This window comes from Nocardia sp. NPDC004654, from assembly GCF_040609595.1.
GTDB lineage: Bacteria > Actinomycetota > Actinomycetes > Mycobacteriales > Mycobacteriaceae > Nocardia.
The window spans coordinates 712,756-732,411 of the sequence record NZ_JBEXKI010000002.1; the positions used below are offsets into that span (position 1 = coordinate 712,756).

The 19,656-nt window shown below is 69.4% G+C and carries 18 protein-coding genes; 8 read left to right on the forward strand and 10 right to left on the reverse strand.

What is annotated here, in order from left to right:
* Positions 1-133: 133 nt before the first annotated feature.
* A complete protein-coding gene (locus ABZV58_RS09135; RefSeq protein ID WP_354999610.1) occupies positions 134-1,402 on the reverse strand; it encodes a ribonuclease D in 1,269 nt (422 codons plus the stop codon).
* A 22-nt stretch (positions 1,403-1,424) separates the two neighbouring features.
* Complete coding sequence (locus tag ABZV58_RS09140) at positions 1,425-2,063, reverse strand: DUF3000 domain-containing protein (protein ID WP_354999611.1); 639 nt, start codon at positions 2,061-2,063, stop codon at positions 1,425-1,427.
* A gap of 108 nt (positions 2,064-2,171) precedes the next feature.
* On the opposite strand from ABZV58_RS09140, the gene hemE reads away from it, so the two are divergent.
* The 3 genes from hemE to hemQ all read left to right on the forward strand — a co-directional run bounded on the left by hemE (position 2,172) and on the right by hemQ (position 5,771).
* Positions 2,172-3,236, forward strand: coding sequence for a uroporphyrinogen decarboxylase (gene hemE, locus ABZV58_RS09145; protein ID WP_354999865.1), 1,065 nt, complete (start codon positions 2,172-2,174; stop codon positions 3,234-3,236).
* Positions 3,237-3,443: 207 nt separating this feature from the next.
* Positions 3,444-4,790, forward strand: coding sequence for a protoporphyrinogen oxidase (locus ABZV58_RS09150; protein ID WP_354999612.1), 1,347 nt, complete (start codon positions 3,444-3,446; stop codon positions 4,788-4,790).
* Positions 4,791-5,075: 285 nt separating this feature from the next.
* Positions 5,076-5,771, forward strand: coding sequence for a hydrogen peroxide-dependent heme synthase (gene hemQ, locus ABZV58_RS09155; RefSeq protein ID WP_354999613.1), 696 nt, complete (start codon positions 5,076-5,078; stop codon positions 5,769-5,771).
* A gap of 84 nt (positions 5,772-5,855) precedes the next feature.
* Here hemQ and msrB read toward each other — a convergent pair whose 3' ends face one another.
* The 4 genes from msrB to ABZV58_RS09175 all read right to left on the reverse strand — a co-directional run bounded on the left by msrB (position 5,856) and on the right by ABZV58_RS09175 (position 10,112).
* Complete coding sequence (msrB, locus tag ABZV58_RS09160; RefSeq protein WP_067779651.1) at positions 5,856-6,299, reverse strand: peptide-methionine (R)-S-oxide reductase MsrB; 444 nt, start codon at positions 6,297-6,299, stop codon at positions 5,856-5,858.
* Positions 6,296-7,699 carry a glycosyltransferase family 87 protein gene (locus tag ABZV58_RS09165; RefSeq protein WP_354999866.1) on the reverse strand — a complete coding sequence of 468 codons (1,404 nt, stop codon included), beginning with the start codon at positions 7,697-7,699 and terminating at the stop codon, positions 6,296-6,298. The genes msrB and ABZV58_RS09165 overlap by 4 nt, the downstream gene beginning before the upstream one ends.
* A gap of 62 nt (positions 7,700-7,761) precedes the next feature.
* Positions 7,762-9,318, reverse strand: coding sequence for an alpha/beta hydrolase (locus ABZV58_RS09170; RefSeq protein WP_354999614.1), 1,557 nt, complete (start codon positions 9,316-9,318; stop codon positions 7,762-7,764).
* Positions 9,319-9,350: 32 nt separating this feature from the next.
* Entirely contained in the window at positions 9,351-10,112 is a 762-nt protein-coding gene (locus ABZV58_RS09175) for a pyrimidine reductase family protein (protein ID WP_354999615.1), read from the reverse strand.
* 35 nt (positions 10,113-10,147) lie between these two features.
* Here ABZV58_RS09175 and zapE point away from each other — a divergent pair, with 35 nt between their 5' ends.
* Both zapE and ABZV58_RS09185 read left to right on the forward strand, forming a co-directional pair.
* On the forward strand, positions 10,148-11,167 hold the full coding sequence (gene zapE / locus ABZV58_RS09180) for a cell division protein ZapE (protein WP_354999616.1): 1,020 nt from the start codon (positions 10,148-10,150) through the stop codon (positions 11,165-11,167).
* Positions 11,168-11,224: 57 nt separating this feature from the next.
* Positions 11,225-12,022 carry a tyrosine-protein phosphatase gene (locus ABZV58_RS09185; RefSeq protein WP_354999617.1) on the forward strand — a complete coding sequence of 266 codons (798 nt, stop codon included), beginning with the start codon at positions 11,225-11,227 and terminating at the stop codon, positions 12,020-12,022.
* 9 nt (positions 12,023-12,031) lie between these two features.
* Here the strand turns inward: ABZV58_RS09185 and ABZV58_RS09190 are convergent, their stop codons facing one another.
* From ABZV58_RS09190 to ABZV58_RS09200, 3 genes are all read right to left on the reverse strand, one after another.
* Entirely contained in the window at positions 12,032-12,520 is a 489-nt protein-coding gene (locus ABZV58_RS09190; protein ID WP_354999618.1) for a winged helix DNA-binding protein, read from the reverse strand.
* Between the two features lie 75 nt (positions 12,521-12,595).
* Entirely contained in the window at positions 12,596-13,375 is a 780-nt protein-coding gene (locus tag ABZV58_RS09195) for an ABC transporter permease subunit (protein ID WP_354999619.1), read from the reverse strand.
* Between the two features lie 40 nt (positions 13,376-13,415).
* Positions 13,416-14,300 (reverse strand): ABC transporter ATP-binding protein, encoded by an 885-nt coding sequence (locus ABZV58_RS09200; RefSeq protein ID WP_354999620.1) that lies wholly within the window; start codon positions 14,298-14,300, stop codon positions 13,416-13,418.
* Positions 14,301-14,401: 101 nt separating this feature from the next.
* Between ABZV58_RS09200 and ABZV58_RS09205 the strand changes: the two genes are divergently transcribed.
* On the forward strand, positions 14,402-15,154 hold the full coding sequence (locus ABZV58_RS09205) for an alpha/beta hydrolase (protein WP_354999621.1): 753 nt from the start codon (positions 14,402-14,404) through the stop codon (positions 15,152-15,154).
* 12 nt (positions 15,155-15,166) lie between these two features.
* On the opposite strand, the gene ABZV58_RS09210 is transcribed toward ABZV58_RS09205, so the two are convergent.
* Positions 15,167-15,697, reverse strand: coding sequence for a GNAT family N-acetyltransferase (locus tag ABZV58_RS09210; RefSeq protein WP_354999867.1), 531 nt, complete (start codon positions 15,695-15,697; stop codon positions 15,167-15,169).
* 271 nt (positions 15,698-15,968) lie between these two features.
* Here ABZV58_RS09210 and ABZV58_RS09215 point away from each other — a divergent pair, with 271 nt between their 5' ends.
* On the forward strand, positions 15,969-17,438 hold the full coding sequence (locus ABZV58_RS09215) for an NAD(P)/FAD-dependent oxidoreductase (RefSeq protein WP_354999868.1): 1,470 nt from the start codon (positions 15,969-15,971) through the stop codon (positions 17,436-17,438).
* Between the two features lie 182 nt (positions 17,439-17,620).
* Positions 17,621-19,615 carry a hypothetical protein gene (locus ABZV58_RS09220; RefSeq protein WP_354999622.1) on the forward strand — a complete coding sequence of 665 codons (1,995 nt, stop codon included), beginning with the start codon at positions 17,621-17,623 and terminating at the stop codon, positions 19,613-19,615.
* Positions 19,616-19,656 lie beyond the last annotated feature (41 nt).

Consider the following 19,656-nt stretch of genomic DNA (forward strand, 5'->3'; position numbering starts at 1 on the left):
GAGCCGAGGGCGATCGGCTCGCGCTGCCAGAGCGGGCCGCGACCACGCGCGGTCAGGCAGCGTGGTGGCTGGTGTGCGGTGGTGAGCCGAGGGCGATCGGCTCGCGCTGCCAGGGTGGGCCGCGACCACGCGGTCAGGCGGGTGTCGGCGCCAGAGCGGTGGTGAGACGGGGGACGGCGAGTTCACGTTGCCAAGGACGGGCCCCGCCGGACTTGAGGAAACCGTCGACCGCGGCCGCGAGTTCGGCGGTGTCGCCGCGATCGTATTCCGGCAGTCCGTCCCAGCACAGTCTGCGGACCAGGTCGGGGGAGAGCAGGTTCTCGACCGGGATGGCGTGCTCGAGCGAGAGCTCGCCCATCGCGGCGCGGGCGCGGGCCAGGCGGGCCGCGGCGATCGGGTCGCGGCGCTCCCAGCGGTTCGGCGGGGGCGGACCGTCGAATGGTTGGGTCAGCGGGGGCAGCTCGCTGTCCGGCAGTCCGCGGGCGCGATCGATGGCGCCGAGCCATTCCCGCGAATACCGGCGCTGGCGCGGGCCGCCGAACACCGGGAGGGCGCGCAGCTGGGCGATGGTGCGCGGGTCGCCGGTCGCGGCGGAGACGATGGCAGAGTCCGGCAGGATACGGGCGGGCGCGACGTCACGGGCGCGGGCCAGCGCGTCCCGCGTCGTCCACAGCTCGCGCACGACCGCGAGCTGACGCGCGCGGCGCAGGGTGTGGATGCCGGAGGTGCGCCGCCAACGGTCGGCCTTGGGCGCGGGCGGTTCGGTGGTGCGGATGTGCTCGAATTCCTGTGCCGCCCAATCGGTCTTGCCCTGCACCTCCAGGTCGGCGGCGACCTTGGCGCGCAGCTCCAGCAGCAGTTCCACGTCCAGCGCGGCGTAGTTGAGCCATTCGGCGGGCAGCGGGCGGGTCGACCAGTCGGCGGCGCCGTGGCCCTTGCGCAGCGCCCGTCCCAGCAGCTTCTCGACCATCGCGGCCAATCCGACCCGCTCGTATCCGGCCAGCCTGCCGCCGAGCTCGGTGTCGAACAGTCGCGCGGGGCGCAGCCCCAGTTCCGCGAGCCCCGGCAGATCCTGATCGGCCGAGTGCAGCACCCACTCCAGGTCGTTGATCGCCTCGCCCAGCGGCGTGAGCGCGTCCGTCACCGGGATCGGGTCGATCAGGAAGGTGCCCGCGCCCGCGCGGCGCAGCTGGATCAGGTAGGCGCGCGCGGAGTAGCGGAAGCCCGAGGCGCGTTCGGCGTCGACCGCGAGCGGACCGGTGCCCGTCGCAAGCTTCGCGGCCGCCGCGGCGACCTCGTCCGCGGTGGCAAGGACCGGCGGCACTCCATCGACGGGGGCGAGCAGAGGTTCCGCTGTGCTGTCTCCCGCGCGCCCGTCTTCGGGCTGGTCTCCTACCGGCATAGACCTGAACTTTACGTTGTGGTCAGTTGTGGTCGTTGCTGGTATACGACTGCGGGCGCAGATGGGTGATTCCCGCGGGCGGCAGACCCGCCGAATAGGCGAGCACTTCGCAGAACGCTTCGACGTGCGGACGCATCTCCGTGGTCAGCGCGGTCCACGAGGCGCGCAGCTCCAGTTGGTGGGCGCGCGGTGGGCCCGCGATGTCGCCGTAGCGCACCGAACTCGTCGAGGTGACGGTGCCGCCGAGCGCGGTGAACGGCTCGGAACGCGACTCGAGCGCGTCGACCAGCCAGCTCCAGGCCACCTCGGGCAGCAGCGGGTCGGTGGCCAGCGCGGCGTCGATATCGGCCTGGATGTAGGCCACCAGACGGAACACCCCGTGCCAGGCGTCGTCACCGTCCGGGTCGTGCAACAGGATCAGCCTGCCGAACGCGTCACCCTCGGAATCGACCGGAACCACGGGGGTCTCGGGATGTTTGACTTCGGCGCCGATGGCGTAGGAGAACGGCGCGAGGCGTTGCGGCGGCCGGATGGGCGCGAGCTCGATCCGAGGATGCACGGTTGCGGTGCCCATCGCCTCGACCGCGGCGCGAAATGGAGCAGGTTCGCCTTGGGGGCCTTCGGTCGGTGCGGCGCCGTCGCGGAAGTCGAGCGGTGTCACAAAAGCGACGGTAGACCTTGTGCCCCCGGCGCGGGCGGAGGCGCGCCGCTGACGCCCCGTCACGGCACGGTTCGGCCGGTCCGTGGCCGCCCGCCGGGCGCGCATACGATAGCGGTGATGAGCACCTACACTCGCCGCCGGTTGACCGACGCCCCGTTCCTGGCCGCCGCCACCGGCGCCACCCCGAGTCGGCGCCCGGTGTGGTTCATGCGCCAGGCCGGACGATCGCTGCCCGAGTACCGCGAACTGCGCGCGGGCATCGGCATGTTGGAGTCCTGCTTCGACCCGGAGCTGGTGTGCGAGATCACCATGCAGCCGATCCGCAGGCACGGCGTCGACGCGGCGATCTTGTTCTCCGACATCGTCGTTCCGCTCAAGGCGGCCGGTATCGACCTCGACATCGTGCCCGGCGTCGGCCCCGTCGTCGCATCGCCGGTGCGCACCCACGACGACGTGCGCGCGCTGCCCCGGCTGCGGCCCGAGGAGGTGCACGCGGTCACCGAGGGCGTGCGCCTGCTCACCGACGCGCTGGGCCAGACCCCGCTGATCGGTTTCGCGGGCGCGCCGTTCACCCTGGCCTCGTACCTCGTCGAAGGCGGGCCGAGCAAGCACCACGAGCGCACCAAGGCGATGATGCACGCCGACCCCAAGACCTGGCACGAACTGCTCGGCGCGCTCACCGACATCACCATCGTGTTCCTGCAGGCGCAGCTGGCCGCGGGCGTGGACGCGGTGCAGCTGTTCGACTCCTGGGCGGGCGCGCTCTCGCTGGCGGACTACCGGACCTTCGTGCTGCCGCACTCCGAGCGGGTGTTCGCCGAGATCGCCGACGCGGGCGTGCCGCGCATCCACTTCGGCGTCGGTACCGGCGAGCTGCTGGGCGCGATGGGCGAGGCGGGCGCTGACGTGGTCGGCGTCGACTGGCGGGTCCCGCTGACCGAGGCGGTCCGCCGCGTCGGCGCCGGAAAAGCCTTGCAGGGCAACCTGGATCCGGCCATCCTCTTCGCCGGACCCGAGGCCGTCGAAGCCGAGGCCAGGCGCATCGCCCGCGAAGCCGATCAGGCGATCACGATGGGCGCGGCGGGCCACATCTTCAACCTCGGGCACGGCGTCCTGCCGGAGACCGACCCCGGCGTCCTCACCGCCCTGGTCGAGCTCGTCCACGAGCTCTAGAACCGCCGCTTCGGTCGCGCCGTCGCGCCGAGGTCACGGCGGCGAGCGGGTCTGTTGGCGCGGCGCCGAGCGGCCGTGCGGGTGCAGCGGCGTTCGTGCGCGCGGGGCGTCGGACCGCTTGCGCTGGGCTGTGGTCGGGCCGGGAGTGACGAATCGGACAGCGGGGCGGCGGCGGAAAAGATCGGCGAACGGGATACCGTCGCAGACATGAGGATCGCGATTGTCGGCGGTGGGATCAGTGGTCTCGTTGCGGCGTACCGGCTGCGCACGCGGCTCGGCGCGGACGCCGACATCGTGGTGCTGGATCGCGCAGAACGACTCGGCGGCATCCTGCACACCGGTGAAATGGGCGGGGAGCCACTGGATCTGGGAGCGGAGGCGTTCGTCGGACGCAGGCCGGAAGTACCCGCGTTGCTCGGCGAACTCGGGTTGACCGACCAGCTGGTGACACCCGCCGGGCGGCGTCCCCTGGTCTGGGCCGGTGGTACGGCGCACCCGCTGCCGCCGCGCACCCTCATGGGCATTCCTTCCGACGCCGAGTCCCTGCGCGGCCTGGTCGACGCCGACACGCTGGCGCGGGTCGCCGCCGAACCCGAGCGCGCACTGACCTGGTACCCGGACGCCGACCTGGACGTGTACAGCCTGGTCGCCGACCGGTTCGGCAAGCAGGTCGCCGAGCGCAGCGTCGACCCGCTGCTCGGCGGGGTGTACGCGGGCAGCTCCCGCTCCATCGGTGTCCGCGCCGCCCTGCCCGGCCTGGCCGCCGCGCTGGACGCGGGCGCGCCGAGCCTCACCCACGCGGTGGCCGCCGCGCTGCCCCCACCGTCGGACGAGCCGGTGTTCGGCGGCATCCGCGACGGGTATCGGGTGCTGCTGGACGCGCTGGCGGAGGCCGCGGCCGCCCGGTTCGTCACCGCGACACCGGCCACCCGCCTCGCCCGCGCCACCGGCGGCTGGGTACTCGATCCGCTCGGTCGCGTGGACGCCGTGGTGCTCGCCACCCCGGCGCCGGTCACCGCCAAGCTGCTGCGCTACGTCGCGCCGGGGGCGGCGGACGCGGCCGCCGGGATCGAGCTGTCGTCCTCGGTCGTCGTCGCGCTGTCGCTGCCGAGGGACACCGCGCTGCCCGACAACTCCGGCATTCTGGTGGCGACCGGAGAACCCCTGCGCGCCAAGGCCTTCACGCTGTCCAGCCGCAAGTGGCCGCACCTGGCCGAGCGCAAGACCGCGCTGGTGCGCGCCTCCTTCGGCAAGTTCGGCGACGACGCACCGCTGTCCTGGTCGGACGCCGACCTGATCGCCGCCGCCACCGAAGACCTCGCCACCGTCACCGGGGCCGTGATCGATCCGGAGGAAGCGATCGTGCAACGCTGGCCCGGCGGTCTGGCCCAGTACGCCGTCGGCCACGTCGACCGCATCGCCGAAATCGAGTCCACCACAGCCGATCTCGACGGCCTCGCACTGGCGGGGGCCTACCTGCACGGAGTCGGCGTCCCAGCCTGCGTCGCCTCCGGTGAGAACGCCGCACGCCGCATCGCCGAATCGCTCGCCTGATCACCTCCCTCGCCGCGACGGCGCCGACGGGCCGACAACGATCCGACTCCCGTTCGGTGCTGCGCCGCCCGACGCCGCGACTCGGCCCGCCGAGCGCTGCGTCACCGACGGTGGCGCGTCGTCCCGATGTCGTGCGCAAATCGCGAAACTGCGGGGTCCAACACGGGCACCGACGGGGGAATCGTTCCGGTATTCCGCTCCGCCGCGCGGGCACCCCGATGCGCTGCACCGACAGGCCCGCCCCGAGCACCGGGGTGTGGTGGCCGCAGTGGCACGATAGGAACCATGGCGCGACTCGACTATCAAGCTCTCAACTCCACCATTCGCTACCTGATGTTCTCGGTGTTCCAGGTGCAGCCGGGCGTGCTAGGCGAGGATCGCGAGGCGGCCGTCAAGGAGGCGCGCGCGTTCTTCGACGGGCTCGCCGAGCGCGACGTGGTGGTGCGCGGCATCTACGACGTGGCGGGCATGCGCGCCGACGCCGACTTCATGATCTGGACGCACGCCGAGCGGGTGGAGGACCTGCAGGCGGCCTACGCGGACTTCCGCAGGACCACCGAGCTGGGCCGGGCCAGCGACCCGGTGTGGAGCAATGTGGCGCTGCACCGCCCCGCCGAGTTCAACAAGAGCCACATCCCGGCGTTCCTGGCCGGTGAGGACCCGGGCAACTACATCTGCGTGTACCCGTTCGTGCGCTCCTACGAGTGGTACCTGCTGCCCGACGAGGAGCGTCGCAAGATGCTGGCCGACCACGGCAAGGCCGCCCGCGGCTACCCGGACGTGCGCGCCAACACCGTGAGCTCGTTCGCGCTCGGCGACTACGAGTGGATCCTCGCCTTCGAGGCGCCGGAACTGCACCGGATCGTGGATCTCATGCGCGATCTGCGGGCCACCGAGGCGCGCCTGCACGTCCGCGAAGAGGTGCCGTTCTTCACCGGCCCGCGCGTGGAGGTCGACAAGCTCATCGCGGCGCTGCCCTGACAGACGCCGCAGTGCGTGCCCCGAGATTTCGGGGCATGCACGGCGCGTCGGCGGACCCGTATTCTGCGCTGAGCGTTCGGTCGGCTACCCGGCTGCGCTGTCCGAGGGGTGCAGCCGCAGAGCGATGGAGTTGATGCAATAGCGCTGGTCGGTGGGCGTCGGATAGCCTTCGCCCTCGAACACGTGGCCGAGGTGGCTGTGGCAGTTCGCGCACAGCACTTCGACCCGGTGCATGCCCAGCGAATTGTCCGAACGCAGGATCACCGCGTCGGATTTCGCCGGATCGAAGAACGACGGCCATCCGCAGTGCGACTCGAATTTCTCGGTGCTGCGGAACAATTCGGCGTCGCAGGCGCGACAGCTGTATACGCCCTCGGTCTTGGTGTCGGTGTACTCACCGGTGAACGGACGTTCGGTCGCGGCCTCGCGTAGCACCGCGTACTCCTCGGGGTCCAGCTTGGCGCGCCACTGCTGCGGCGTCAGCTGGAGCCGTGGCGCGGGCAGGGACGTTTCGGCGTCGGAACTCATTGCTCCACGCTAATACGTTTCTCCTCGGCAGGCTCCGATCCGTTGGGTGAGCTGGGCGAAGCCTGGGCCCGCGTCCGGTCGGCGGGCGCCGCGACGGAGTCGCCCGCGTCGTCGGACGCCACGTCCGCCTCGGCGCCGTCGCGACTGTCGGGCGCGGTCCGCATCCACACCGGATCGATGCCGAACGGCAGACGGCCTTCCCGGCGGGCGGCCAGATAGCGATCGCCGAGCACGCAGAACACCACGATGAGCAGCAGGCTCCAGCCGAACGTGATGCGCAGGTACTCGAGGTTGCGTCCGAAGCTCTGCCAGCGGTCCGACAGCCACTTGTCGTAGGACATGAACCCGAAGATCGCCAGCCAGGCGGGCCAGTTGCGCAGCACCGAGTTGCGCAGCACCACCGACATCAGGAACGGGAACAGCATCATCGAGTAGTACATCTGGCCGAGACCGGGCAGCAGGAACATGGCGGTGAGCAGCACACCCGAAGACGTGGTGACGCAGAACAGTTCGTCGTCGCGGTACCAGCGGTACAGAATCCACAGCGAGATCGCCACCAGTCCGGCCATCGTGAGGCGGATGCCCCAGGCCAGCGCGTCCGGCAGGCCGTAGTAGGCGGCGTTGCCCGCGATCGCGCTGTTGAAGTAGTCCCTGGTCTCCATGAGGTAGGGGAGGGTCCTGGTGAAGAACTGCTCGGGGTCCTTCAGCAGCGGCCAGGCGATCGCGGTGAGTGCGACGGGCACGCCGATGGCGGTGATGAAGACCTTCCACTGTCCGCGTGCCGCCGGGATCAAGACCAGCGGCGCCAACACGGGTTTCACTGTGATGCTCAATCCGAGTATCGCGCCCGCCCACAAATCGCGCCGAGCCAGCAACAGGTGCAGGAAGAGCAGCTCGGCCAGCAGGATGCAGCCGTTCACATTGGTGAAGACCAGCGTGTTGATGACCGTCTCGGACATGAACATGGCCAGCAGCAGCGCGGGCGCGGCCACCGACTTCAGCGTGTACTTGAACAGTCGCAGCAGCAGATACCAGGCGAGCAGAATGGCGGCGGCGTTCAGCAGGATGAAGCACCAGCGCGATTTCTCGGGATCGATCAGCGCGAGGGGCGCGATGAGCAGCGTGCCGCCCGGCGGATACAGGTAGTGCGGGTCCACCGTGTCGAAGTTGGCGGTGTAGACCGGGCGGCCGTTGAGGAAGGCCAGCGAGGCGTTGTAGACCGGCTTGTAGTCGTCGGTGATGAACCCGTTGACAGCCTTGATGAATACCCTGTTCAGCACCGTCATGACCGCGAGAGGCCAGAGTGCGAACTTGATCACCTCGGCGGTGGTGCGAGCGGTGCGAGGCTCGAGCTGTCGAAGTAACACTGGGGCACGGTACACCGGATGGGCGGCGCTCAGGTTGCCGGGATATGTCTCGGCGCGGCGAGACACGCCATGCAATCAGGCTATGACCGGGGCGTTCAGGCCGGACAGGCGCTGCCGTCCTGCGGCAGCCGCGCCTCCTTCAGATAGTCCAGCAGCATTCGCTGCGCGCAGCCCGAGTGGGTGAACACCGGGTGCCCCCAGCCCTGCCAGGTCGTCGACGCGTGCCGCGCGCCCGCGGCGCCAAGCGCGCCCGTCACCGAGGCCTGACCGCCGTTGCCCACCACCGGGTCGGCGATGCCGCCGAACACCAGCACCGGGAGGGTGAATTTCTCCGGCAGCGGCGGCGCGCCCGCGACCGGCCACGCCGAGCAGGCCATCAGCGCGATCGCCGCGCTCCGGCCGAACACCGGATACTTCTGACCCCACGCGGCCGTCAGCTCGGACGCCTTGCTGGGGGTCGGCGGTTGCTGAATGTCGGTGCAGCGGTTGACGAACTGGCCGTCGCTCGCGGTTGCCGCCGATTCGCGCAGCACCAGGTTGCCGAGCGCGGCCCGGTCGCCACGCCCGGCCGCCGAGAGCGCGTCGGCCAGTTCGGTGATCCGGTTGGACTGATCGGCGCGCGGCGATCCGAGGAAGCCGCTGATCGCGGTGAGCAGCGCGTTGGCGGAGATGTCGCCGAGACCGCCCTCGCCCGCCTTGCGGACCAGGTCGGTGATCGCCGCGCGCGGGTCGGGCCCGAGCGAGCAGCCCAGCCCGGTGCAGCGCTGGGCGAACGCGGTGAGCGCCGCTTCCGCGCCTTGCAGGCGCTGCTCCTCGGCGGTGACAGCGTCGGCGCCGACGGCCTCGGGGGAGTCGAGCGCCAAACGGGCCAGGTGATCGCCGAACTTGCGCGCGTAGCTGAGCGCGACGCGCGCGCCGTTGCCGGTGCCGAGCAGGTCGATGTGCTCGACCTGCCACTGCCTGCGCAGCTGTTCGATGTCGTCGGCCGCGTGCGGCGCGTCGAAGGTGCCTTCGTAGGGCTGCAGGAAATCGCGGCAGGAGATGGTGGCCTCCCGGCTCAGCCCGGCCACCGCCTGCACCGGATCGGCCGCGTCGGGTCCGAACTGGGCGTTGTCGGCGAGGCCGCGCCGGATGTCGGGCGGCAGGCAGTCGATCGGCTGGGAGGTGCCGAGGCCGCGCCGGTCCACCGCGACGATCGGGCGCGCGCTGAGCACTGCGCTCGCCGGACCGACAGCGAGACCGGCGAGCGTCGCGGTGGACGAGCGGTCCGTGCCCGAGGTCAGGACCAGCGGTGCGACGTCGGTCGGGGTCTGGGGGAGCCGGGCCCGCATCGCGCCGGTGCGGAAGCTGCCGAGCACGCTGCCCGCGGCATCGATCGGCGTGGAGTACTCCGCGCAGTCCAGCACCAGACCGGCGGGCGCGGGGCCGAGGCCGAGCAGATCGAGGGTCGGCGCGGTGCACTCGCGCCAGCTCAGGTCGGTCTTGGGCACCTCGGCGTTGGGCGGCGGGGGCGGGGTCGACGCCGAGGTCTCTCCGCCGCCGACGGCCGGATGCTCGACGGCGACGACGGGACGATCGGACGGGCCCGCGCCGCATCCGGCGATCATCATCGACAGTGCCGAGGCCAGCACGGCGGCTCGAGTCCAGCGCATGCGCTACAGCCTGCCAGGTTCGGACGCGTGTTTCACCGACGGGCCCATCGGGTCAGCATCGTGCCGTCGGTGTCGAGCACGATGTGCCTGCGCTCCATCGGCATCCGGAACTCGTGCGCGGACAGCGAGATTCGCCGAGCGGTGCCGCCGACCAGCACCGGCGCGGTGGTCAGGCACAGCTCGTCGATCGCGTCCGCTTCCAGCAGTTCGCCGAACAGGTGCGGCCCGCCCTCGCACAGCACCCGGGTGAGCCCGCGCTCGGCGAGCGCCGCGAGCAGACCCTTCGGGGTCACCGCGACGCCGCCCGCCTCGATCACCACGCCGCCTGCTTCGGCGAGCGCGAGCTTGCGGTCGGCGGGCGCGATGCTGGTGGTGATGATCAGCGGCGGCACCGCGGTGTCGGTGAACAGGCGGCAGCCCGGTTCCAGGGCGGCGCTGGCGGTGACCACCGCGATCGGCGGCGGCGCGCCGTCCGGATGTCCGCCGAGCCCGCGGTCGTAGAGCTCCCTGCGGCGGGTCGCGCTGGTGCGCGCGCCGCCGTAGTTCTCCGCGCGGACCGTGCCCGCGCCGACCACGACCACGTCGGCGAGTTCGCGGAGGAGCATGAACACCGTCTTGTCGGCCGGGGTGCCGAGTCCCGCGGTCGCGTCCTCGCTGGTCGCGGCGCCGTCGATGCTGGCGACGAAATTCGCGCGGACCCAGGGGGCCTGGAGGTCGAAGGGATAGGCGTAGAGCATGGCGAGGTCTTCGCGGCTCAGCTCTGTGAGCTGGATCGCATTGTGGATACGCTGCATGAAGTCAGATCACACCACGTCTTTAGGCTTCGTCCATGCAAGAACGCCTTGTCGATCGCCATCCGGAGGTTCCGGCGGACCAGCTCGTCGCCCAAATGGTGCCTCCGCCCATGTTCGACGAGGTCAGTTTCGCCTCCTACATCCCGGACCCCAAGGAGCCCAGCCAGGCCGCCGCCGTGCGCAAGGCCGAGGACTTCGCCGGGCAGGTGGCCAAGATTCACAAGTCCGCGGGCAAGAAGAGCCTGTTCGGCAAGAAGAAGCAGGTCAGCGGCGCGGGCCTGTACCTCGACGGCGGCTTCGGCGTCGGCAAGACGCACCTGCTCGCCTCCATCTTCCACAGCGCGCCCGCGCCGAAATCGTTCGGCACGTTCGGCGAACTGACCAACCTCGTCGGCGCGCTCGGCTTCAACAACGCCGTCGAGCGGCTCGCGGCCAACAGCGTCCTGTGCATCGACGAATTCGAGCTCGACGATCCGGGCGACACCATGCTCGTGTCGCGCCTGCTGACCGAGCTGTCCGCCCGCGGCGTGTCCATCGCCGCCACCTCCAACACCCTGCCCGGCCAGCTGGGCGAAGGACGTTTCGCCGCGCAGGATTTCATGCGCGAGATCAAGAAGCTGGGCGCGATCTTCGAGGCCGTGCGCGTCGACGGACCGGACTACCGGCACCGCGACCTGCCGCCCGCGCCGGAGCCGACCTCGCCCGACGTGCTCGCCGAACGCGCCTCGGCCACACCGGGTTCCACGCTCGACGACTTCGACGCCCTGCTGAAGCACCTGAGCACGCTGCACCCGTCCAAGTACGGCGCGCTGATCTCCGGGCTCTCGGCGGTGTTCATCTCCGGGGTACACCCCGTGACCGACCAGGCCGTCGCGCTGCGCATCGTGGTGCTCGCCGACCGCCTGTACGACGCCAGCGTCCCCGTCACCGTCTCGGGCGCGAAACTGGACGAGATCTTCTCCCAGGAGATGCTGGACGGCGGGTACCGCAAGAAGTACCTGCGCGCCATCTCGCGTCTGCTGGCGCTGTCCCGTTTCGAGGCCGCCGCGGCCTGAGCGGCCCGTACGAACTGCCCGCCGACTCGGCGGGCGCGAGGAAGGGAACCCGTCGACGTGACTTCGGTTCGCGCACTGCGCGTCTCGCTCGCCGCCGCGACCGGTCTTGCCATCGCGTTCGGCCCGGTGGCCGGTGTCGCCGTGGCCGACCCGGTGGTCGCCGCGGACACCGTGTTGGACCGTTCGCTCGGCCTGCAAGGTGTCCAGAACGCCAGGGACGTGGGCGGTTACCGCACCGTCGACGGCCGCCTCGTGCGCACCGGTCTGGTCTATCGCACCGGGCAGCTCAACAACGCGACGCCCGCCGATATGGCCGCGCTCGGTGAGCGCCGAGTTCGCGTCGTCGCGGATCTGCGCACCGGCCACGAGCGGGCGATCGCGCCCGACCGCGTCCCGGCGGGGTCCGGCGAGCGCTGGAACGATGTCATCGGCCAGGCGCCGCCGCAGGTTCTGGTCACCGCGCTCACCGGCGGCGGCGACCTGTACCGCGCCTTCGTCACCGCACCGGGCGCCAACGCGGCCTTCGCGTCGGTGCTGCGCGACGTCATCGAGACCGGCGACGGCGCCGTGCTCTACCACTGCACCGCGGGCAAGGACCGCACCGGCTGGGCCACGGCGGTGCTGCTGACGCTGCTCGGCGTCGATCGCGCCACCGTCACCGAGGACTACCTGTTGTCCAACCAGTACCGCGACGCGGGGCCGAACGATCCGCTCAACGGCGTGCGATCCGAGTGGCTGGACGCCGCTTTCGATCAGGTGAACCAGTCCTATGGCGGCTTCGACGCGTACGCGCGCGACGGTCTCGGCCTCACCGACGCCGACATCGCGGCGCTGCGGGCCAAAATGCTGGCCTGAGCGTTCGGTTCAGGACCGGTGCTCGGCGTACCACCGGTCGACCAGGGCGGGCATCTCCTTGCTCAGCCAGACGAAGAACTCGTGAATGTCGAGGACGCGCGCGGCCTGTTCGCTCTGCGGGTCCTCGAACAGCGCGAGTCCGCGCGCGGTCATCGCGGTCAGGTCGGTGTACTGGCCGGCCTGCGAACGGATCAGCTCCGGCATGATGCCGGGCCGGATGGAGTAGTAGTCCTTGCGGTCCCCGGGTTTGGAGCTCTTGTCGACCCAGCGCATGGTGGTCAACTGCTTGAGCGAGTTGGAGATCGAGCCTTTGGACGCCTGTAGCGCGTCGGCGATCTGGGCGAAGGTCTGCTCGGGCGGATCGCACACCAGCAGCCAGCCCGCCGCGCGACCGGTCATCCGGACCAGACCCATGCGTTCGAGCACGAGCGCGAAATCCTCGACGAACGCCAACTGTTCGGGCGTTGGCGCGGGTCGGTCGTGTTCGGTGCTGGTCATCGGTCGAGTATCCCTTTCGTTCCGGAGAAACGGGAAAACGGGGCAGGCCGTGTCGGCCCGCCCCGTGCGCAGCGGTCACACCGCGAGGTCGCGGCGCTCGAACGCGGCCAGCGCGACCGCGACGGCCACCGCAGCCAGCGCGACGAGCACCGCCAGGTGGACGGGGTTGGCGCCGTTGACCAGCGGCGAGTCACCGTTGGCGTAGTAGAACGGTGAGAGCCTGCGCAGCCACTCACCCCCGTCGAACATCCCGCCGAGGTTGTTCGCCAGATAGCCCGCGACCGTCACGAGCGCCGCGAAACCCAATGTCAGAGGGCGCTTTCCGGTCGCCGCGCCGAGCAGCAGGGTGATGGCCCCGATCAGCAGGCTCAGCAGGCCGAGCCCCGCGCTCGCGGCCACGATGTGCCCGGTGGCGATATCCAAGCCACCGCTGTTCGCGCCCGCGAGGACGCTCAGCGTCAGCACCGTGGTGACCGCCGCGGTCTGCGCCGCGAGCGCCGCGAACCGTTGCGCCAGCAGGTTTTTCCGGCCGATCGGCTGGGCGAGCAGCAGATCGAGCATGCCGTTCTCCTCCTGCGTCACCGACCGGGTGGCGAAGGTGACCGTGAAGATCAGCATGAGCAGCAGACCCATGAGCGAGAACACCGTGGAGTTGAGATAGCCGGTGGCGCTGGCGAAATCGCTGAGACCCATGGCGTCGTACATCGCGTTCTGCCCGATATCGAGCGTGCCCTGGTCCCGGAGCGACTGGTAGGACGGCAGATACATCATCGGGATGATGGACAGGCCGATCGACCAGCCGATCAGGCCGCGCCGCTGTTCCTTCAGCGTCTGGGTGAAGACCGAGCGTGTCATGTTCGAGTTCTCCTGTGCGTGAGATTTTTCGTCGGTGGGTTCAGCGGCCGTAGAGGCTGAAGAAGATCTGCTCCAGGTCCGGTTCGGTGGAGAGCACGCTGACCATTCGGTATTTGGCCGCCGTCTTGAACAACTCGTCGACCTCGCCCTCGGTGGTGCAGCGCACCGTCCGGTCGACCACCGAGAGGTCGCGGATACCGGGCAGATTCGCGAAATCGTCGGCGAACACGTCCTCGTCGAAGACCAGTTGCACCGAGCGCGGGGAGCGGCGGCGCAGATCCTCGACGTTCTCGGTGCCGAGCAGCCTGCCCGCCCGCATGATCACGGCGCGGTCGGCGGTCTGCTGCACCTCGCTGAGGATGTGCGAGGACATGAAGACCGTCTGACCGTTCGCCTTGGCCTCGCTGACCAGGGTCAGAAAGCGTTGCTGCAGAAGTGGATCCAGGCCGGAGGTGGGTTCGTCCAGGATCAGCAGCTCGGGGCGGTGCATGAACGCCGCGATGATGCCGACCTTCTGCTTGTTGCCCTTGGACATCGCGCCGACCTTCCTGGACAGGTCGAGGTCGAGCAGGTCGGCCAACTCGGCGATGCGGCCGGGTTCCACGGTGCCGCGCTGGTCGGCGAGGAAACCGAGGAGCTCGCTCGCGGTGTTGCGGCCCTCGATCTCCAGCTCGCCGGGCAGGTAGCCGATGTGCGCGCGCAGTTCGGCGCCGCCGACGCGGGGATCCATGCCGAGCACCTCGACGCGGCCCGCGGTCGGGCGGATCAGGTCGAGCAGGATCCGGATGGTGGTGGACTTGCCCGCGCCGTTGGGTCCGAGGAAGCCGAAGACCTCGCCCTGGGCGACTTCCAGGTCCAGGTTGGTGAGTGCGACGTGCTTGCCGTAGCGCTTGGTGAGGCCTTCGGCAAGGATCGCGGCGGACATGGTGCTCCTTCGACGTGGTTCGGCGATAACCGATGTGTTCAGTAAAGACTGAACACACAGAACTTGTCAACCATCAGCCGGGCGCTGCCTACGATCCGAACATGTCGAAGTTCAAGACCTGGGACGGGCTGGAGCTGAACTACCGCGTGTGGGACGGCGAAGGTCGCACGGTGGTGCTGCAGCACGGATTTGTCGCCGATACCAACGCCAACTGGATGAGCATGGGCGTGGTGGCCGCGCTGCAAGCCGCCGGACACCGGGTCGTCTCGCTGGACGCGCGCGGGCACGGGCGCTCGGAGAAGCCGCACGACGCGGCGCGGTACTCGTGGTCGGCGATGGCGCGGGACGTGCGCGCGCTCTACGACGAGCTCGACCTGGCGGACGTCGCGCAGGTGGGCTATTCGATGGGCGGAGTGATCTCGCTGATGGTCGCCGCGGCCGACGAGCGGGTCGCGAAACTAGCTGTGGGCGGGATTGGTTCGGGCGTGCTCGACTGCGGCGGCGTCGACCGGCGGGTGGTGGATCCCGAGGAGATTCGACTGGCGATGAGCGGCGACGGCGGGGCCGCGTCACGGGCGGCCCGCCTGTTCCGGGTCCTCGCCGACGCGGTCGGCGCCGATCGGGACGCCATCCGCGCCATGGTCACCGGTCTCGACGACCGTCCGATCGGAAGGCTCGACGACATCACCGTTCCCGCGCTGGTTCTCGCGGGCGCCGAGGATCCTTTGGCCGCCGAACCCGAGCGCCTCGCCGCAGCGTTGCCGGACGGTCGCTGCGTTGTCGTTCCCGGCGATCACATGCTTGCTGTGATGAATCCCGGCTTCAAGGACGCCCTGGTCGATTTCGTGCGCTGAGTCTCGTCGCCGTCAGAAGGCCAAGCGCATCACGTAGTCGTGGTGGAGCTGGTTGCCGACGGGGAAGGTCTTCGTGCCGACCGTCTGGAAACCGTGCTTGGCGTAGAAGCGCTGGGCGCGAGGGTTCTCCTGGTTGACGCCGAGCCACACGCCCGCGTAGCCCTCCTCGCGGGCCCGCTCCAGTGCGGCGCGCATGAGCGCCGTCGACACCCCCGTGCCGTGGTGACCGGGCAGGACGTACATCTTGCTGATCTCGATCACCGGCCGCAGGTCGACGGCCCGCGCCACCTCGGGGTCCGCGGGCTCGCCCGCGTGCAGCATCGCGTAGCCGACGATCTCCCCACCCGCCACCGCCTTCAGCACCGTACGCGCGGGATCGGTCAGGTATTCGCCGAATCGTTCGCCGGACAGCACCTCGGTCAGGTAGATCTCGATGTCGTCGGCGGTCGCGTCGGGCGGGCAGGCCAGCGGAAAGGTCGTGGCCGCAACGTCACTGAGGGCTTCGGCGTCCCACAATCCGGCCCGGTCGACGGTGACTGGGATGTTGCTCATGCGTCCAGTAGAGCACGTTCCGCGGGGAACGGCGCACGACGATCCATTCGGCCTTCGGGCAATGATTAGCTCTAGGTGTGCTCTCCGATCTTCGGAGATCCTGCCGCGGTAGTTCGTTCCGGCCCGTGTGCTGAGTCCTTTTCGTGACCTGCCGTGAGGCCGAGCGGGATTCGCGGCAATCCTTCGCCACTCGCGAGACGAAGATTCAAGGTAGCTAGATGTTGTCTATGAGTCTATCCGACAGTGAGGAGGATTGAGCGGAATGCTGGACTGCGCGGTCGCGGTGATCGGAGCCGGATTCGGCGGCATCGCGATGGGAGTCGCGCTGAAGCGCGCCGGAATCGAGGACTTCCTGATCTTCGACAAGGGGCACGAGGTCGGCGGCGTGTGGCGCGAGAACACCTATCCGGGCTGCTCGTGCGATGTGCCCTCGCACCTGTACTCCCTGTCGTGCGCGCCCTACCGCGACCGGCGCGTGCGTTACCCCGGTCAGCCGGAGATCCTGGCGTATCTGCGCAGAGTGGCCGACGAACACGACCTGGCACGGCATCTCCGGCTCGGTGTCGCCATCACCGAGGCGACCTACCTCGACGACACCGGATCCTGGCGACTCGGCACCGCGTGCGGTCACCGCTCGGTGGCCGAAGTGGTCGTCTTCGCGGTCGGCCAGCTGCACCGCCCGAACATCCCGGACCTGCCCGGCGGCGCGGAGTTCGCCGGGCCCGCGTTCCACTCGGCCGAATGGGATCACGGTGTGGACTTGCGCGACCGGACCGTGGCGGTGATCGGCACCGGTTCCTCGGCCGCCCAGATGCTGCCGGATCTCGCGGCGACGGCGCGCCGGGTGTTCGTCTTCCAGCGGACACCGCACTGGGTGCTGCCGAAACCGCGGCCGGAGTTCGGCCCGGTTTCCCGTGCGGCACTGCGGGTTCCCGGCGCGCACCAGCTCTACCGCCGGATGCTCTATCACGGCGCCGACCGCGTGCTCGCTCCGGTCATGCGGCGCGGCTGGTCGGCTCGGCCGGTGGAATGGGCGGCGCGCAGGCACCTGCGCAGGCAGGTACTCGATCCCGCGCTGCGCGCCAAGCTCACGCCCCGCTATCCCATCGGCGGCAAGCGCATCGTCTTCGACAGCCGGTTCTACACGCTGCTCAACTGCCCCACCGTGCAGTTGGTCACCGAGGCGATCGAGCGGGTGACCGCCGACGGCGTCGAGACTGTCGACGGAGCGCTGCGCCGTTGCGACGTCTTGATCTACGCGACGGGTTTTCGCGCCTCGGAGTTCCTCGTCCCGATCGCGATCCGTGGCCGCGACGGCGCGGTGCTGCACGAACAGTGGGCGACCGGCGCGTCCGCGTTCCTCGGTGTGGCGGTACCTGGTTATCCCAACGCCTTCCTCATCGCCGGACCGAACACGTTCAATCCGGCGGGGAGCAACCCCACGATGAAGGAGTGCCAGGTCGACTTCATCGTGCGCTGTCTGCGTTGGCGTGCCGAACTCGGCGCCGCCGCGATCGAGGTGACCGCCGAGGCGGCGCGCGGCCACCAGCTCTGGTTGGCCAAGGCCATGGCCGATACCGTCTGGCCCGCGATGGAGCAGAGCTGGTACAAGCACGGCGCCGGCCGGGTGACCAATCCGTGGCCCGCCTCCGCGCGCGCTTTCGGCAGAATGTTGCGCCGCCACCCCGCCGAATCGTTCGCCGTCGTCCGGATCGGCGACCGAATCGGTTAGCAGGGTAGTTTCGGCACACCACCACCTTTGCCGAACCAAGGGTGGTGGTTTCTTCCCCCTCGGGTGCCTGTTTTCCGCCTGCCGAAGTTCACACCATGGATCGCGAGCAAACTTCTGGCGTCCAAAATCCGGGCGCGGATCGGCTCAGCACTGTTTCCACTACCGAAATCCATGGAGATCGAATGGCAGACGACTACACATATGGCACGGCGACAGAAGTCGCGGCAGAAACTCCGGTCGATTCGGAAAACGCCTCCGGCGGAGCCGAATACACCGCTGCGGCTACCACGGCGGAAAGTGCCTATGTCGCCGAGGAAGCGCCGGTCGAGACGACCACGAGCGTGTCGGTCGAGGAGCCGATTGTCGCGGAAACGCCGTTGGTGGCGGAGACGGAGCCGGTCGTCGAGCACGCCATCTACGAGCCCGACTGGACCGAGGACGCGCCTGCCGCGGAGCCGTTGGGAATGGGAGAAGACTTCGGCGCTGCGCCGGATCTGCATATCGAGGATTACGAATATCAGGCGCAGTATCCCGACGGAAACAGATGGGAGCCGCAGACCGAGGACTACGAGAGCCCCGAGGACGGCACAGATTCCAATTCCGATGGCATGGATACGAGTGAATCCGCTTCGGGTGTCGAAGAAACTCTCGTCTCGGAGCCCGTCGATGTCAGCAATCTTCCGAACGGCCCGTTCTACGTCGACATCAGCGACATCGAGAACGGCGGAAGCGTCGATTCGGATCCGCTCGACGAGGCTTCCGTGATCGACCCGAGTGCGGCCCCAGGCCTCGGTGACGTCATGACGAGTATTCAGGACGTCGTGACCCAGCTGGGGTCGGCCCCCGGTTTCGAGAACGCTCACGCCAGCCTCCAGGACGTCCTCACACAGTTGAACGACATCCCCGGGCTCGGCGGATCGCTCTCCAGCCCGGTGGCCGAGGACATCGGCGACCCCGGGACAGGCGTCGTCGATGTCCCTGATCTCGAGCATGGGGATGCGCCGGAGGGCGTGGTGGACGTTCTCGGTGCCGCTGCTGCGGAGGATCTCGCCGGATCGCTCGGCTCGGTGCTTCCCGAGGAGGTCGTCGACCCGCTGAGCTCGGTGCTTCCCGGCGGGCACGATCTCGGGGATCTGGGTATCGACCCGACCCAGATTCCCGGCCTCGGTGACGTCATGACGAATCTGCAGGATGTGATGACTCAGCTGGGCGAGGTGCCCGGCCTCGGGGACATGATGACGAATCTGCAGGATGTGATGACGCAGCTGGGCCAGGTGCCCGGCCTGGGGGACATCCCGACCGGGCTCGGCGGCGCACCCGATCTGGGAGATATGCCGTGGCTGAACGACATTCCGGTTCCCGACCAGTTGCCGTTGGACGAGTTGCCGTTGGACGAGCTGCCGTTAAACCAGTTGCCGTTGGACGGGCTTCCGTTGGACGAGCTGCCGTTGGATGAGCTGCCGTTGGACGAGCTGCCGTTGGATGAGCTGCCGTTGGACCAGTTGCCGTTGGATGAGCTTCCGTTGGACGAGCTGCCGTTGGACGAGCTGCCGTTGGATGAGCTGCCGTTGGACCAGTTGCCGTTGGACGGGCTTCCGTTGGATCAGCTGCCGGTGGACGAGATCCCGGGTGGCGAGTACCTGGATTACGCCCAGAACGCCGAGCAGTACGGCACCGAGATCATCGACAACCTGGAGCAGACGTTCGGACCGGAGGATCTCCTCGACCCGAACGGCGGGGTCATCGAAGCCGCGCAGGAGTCCTCGCTCGGCTACGACATGTTGAACGACAACATCGGCGGCGCGTTGGACACCGCAGACGAAGTCCTCGGTGACGGAGCCGGTCAGGCGATCTACGACGTCGTCGAGACCATGGGTGACCTCAATGGCATCACCAGTGCCGTGGCAAGCGCGTCTCCGGTCGGTTGGGGCCTGTCCGCCTACAACTTCATCGACGATGGCGGACTCGAGGACGTCTACAACGCGGGTTCCGACGCCGTCGACTGGGCCGAAGGCGCTGCCACCGACGCGGCCGACTGGGTCGATGGAGCGGCCACCGACGCGGCCGAGTGGGCCGAAGAGGCGGTCGACGACGTCGGTGATGCGGTCAGCGATGCCGGCGATGCCATCGGATCTGTCGCCAGTGATATCGGCGACGCCCTCAGCTTCTGGGATTGATGGCCCAGCGAGCACCGGCGGGTGGTGCGATCCGGCGCGCA

Bases quoted from the DNA above. Each gene is read 5' to 3' on its own strand.
- ABZV58_RS09215 (WP_354999868.1), top strand. From the start codon at position 15,969: ATGCTGGACTGCGCGGTCGCGGTGATCGGAGCCGGATTCGGCGGCATC.
- ABZV58_RS09175 (WP_354999615.1), bottom strand. From the start codon at position 10,112: ATGCAGCGTATCCACAATGCGATCCAGCTCACAGAGCTGAGCCGCGAA.
- ABZV58_RS09200 (WP_354999620.1), bottom strand. From the start codon at position 14,300: ATGTCCGCCGCGATCCTTGCCGAAGGCCTCACCAAGCGCTACGGCAAG.
- msrB (WP_067779651.1), bottom strand. From the start codon at position 6,299: ATGAGTTCCGACGCCGAAACGTCCCTGCCCGCGCCACGGCTCCAGCTG.
- ABZV58_RS09150 (WP_354999612.1), top strand. From the start codon at position 3,444: ATGAGGATCGCGATTGTCGGCGGTGGGATCAGTGGTCTCGTTGCGGCG.
- ABZV58_RS09190 (WP_354999618.1), bottom strand. From the start codon at position 12,520: ATGACCAGCACCGAACACGACCGACCCGCGCCAACGCCCGAACAGTTG.
- zapE (WP_354999616.1), top strand. From the start codon at position 10,148: ATGCAAGAACGCCTTGTCGATCGCCATCCGGAGGTTCCGGCGGACCAG.
- hemQ (WP_354999613.1), top strand. From the start codon at position 5,076: ATGGCGCGACTCGACTATCAAGCTCTCAACTCCACCATTCGCTACCTG.
- ABZV58_RS09205 (WP_354999621.1), top strand. From the start codon at position 14,402: ATGTCGAAGTTCAAGACCTGGGACGGGCTGGAGCTGAACTACCGCGTG.
- ABZV58_RS09135 (WP_354999610.1), bottom strand. From the start codon at position 1,402: ATGCCGGTAGGAGACCAGCCCGAAGACGGGCGCGCGGGAGACAGCACA.
- ABZV58_RS09195 (WP_354999619.1), bottom strand. From the start codon at position 13,375: ATGACACGCTCGGTCTTCACCCAGACGCTGAAGGAACAGCGGCGCGGC.
- ABZV58_RS09170 (WP_354999614.1), bottom strand. From the start codon at position 9,318: ATGCGCTGGACTCGAGCCGCCGTGCTGGCCTCGGCACTGTCGATGATG.
- ABZV58_RS09220 (WP_354999622.1), top strand. From the start codon at position 17,621: ATGGCAGACGACTACACATATGGCACGGCGACAGAAGTCGCGGCAGAA.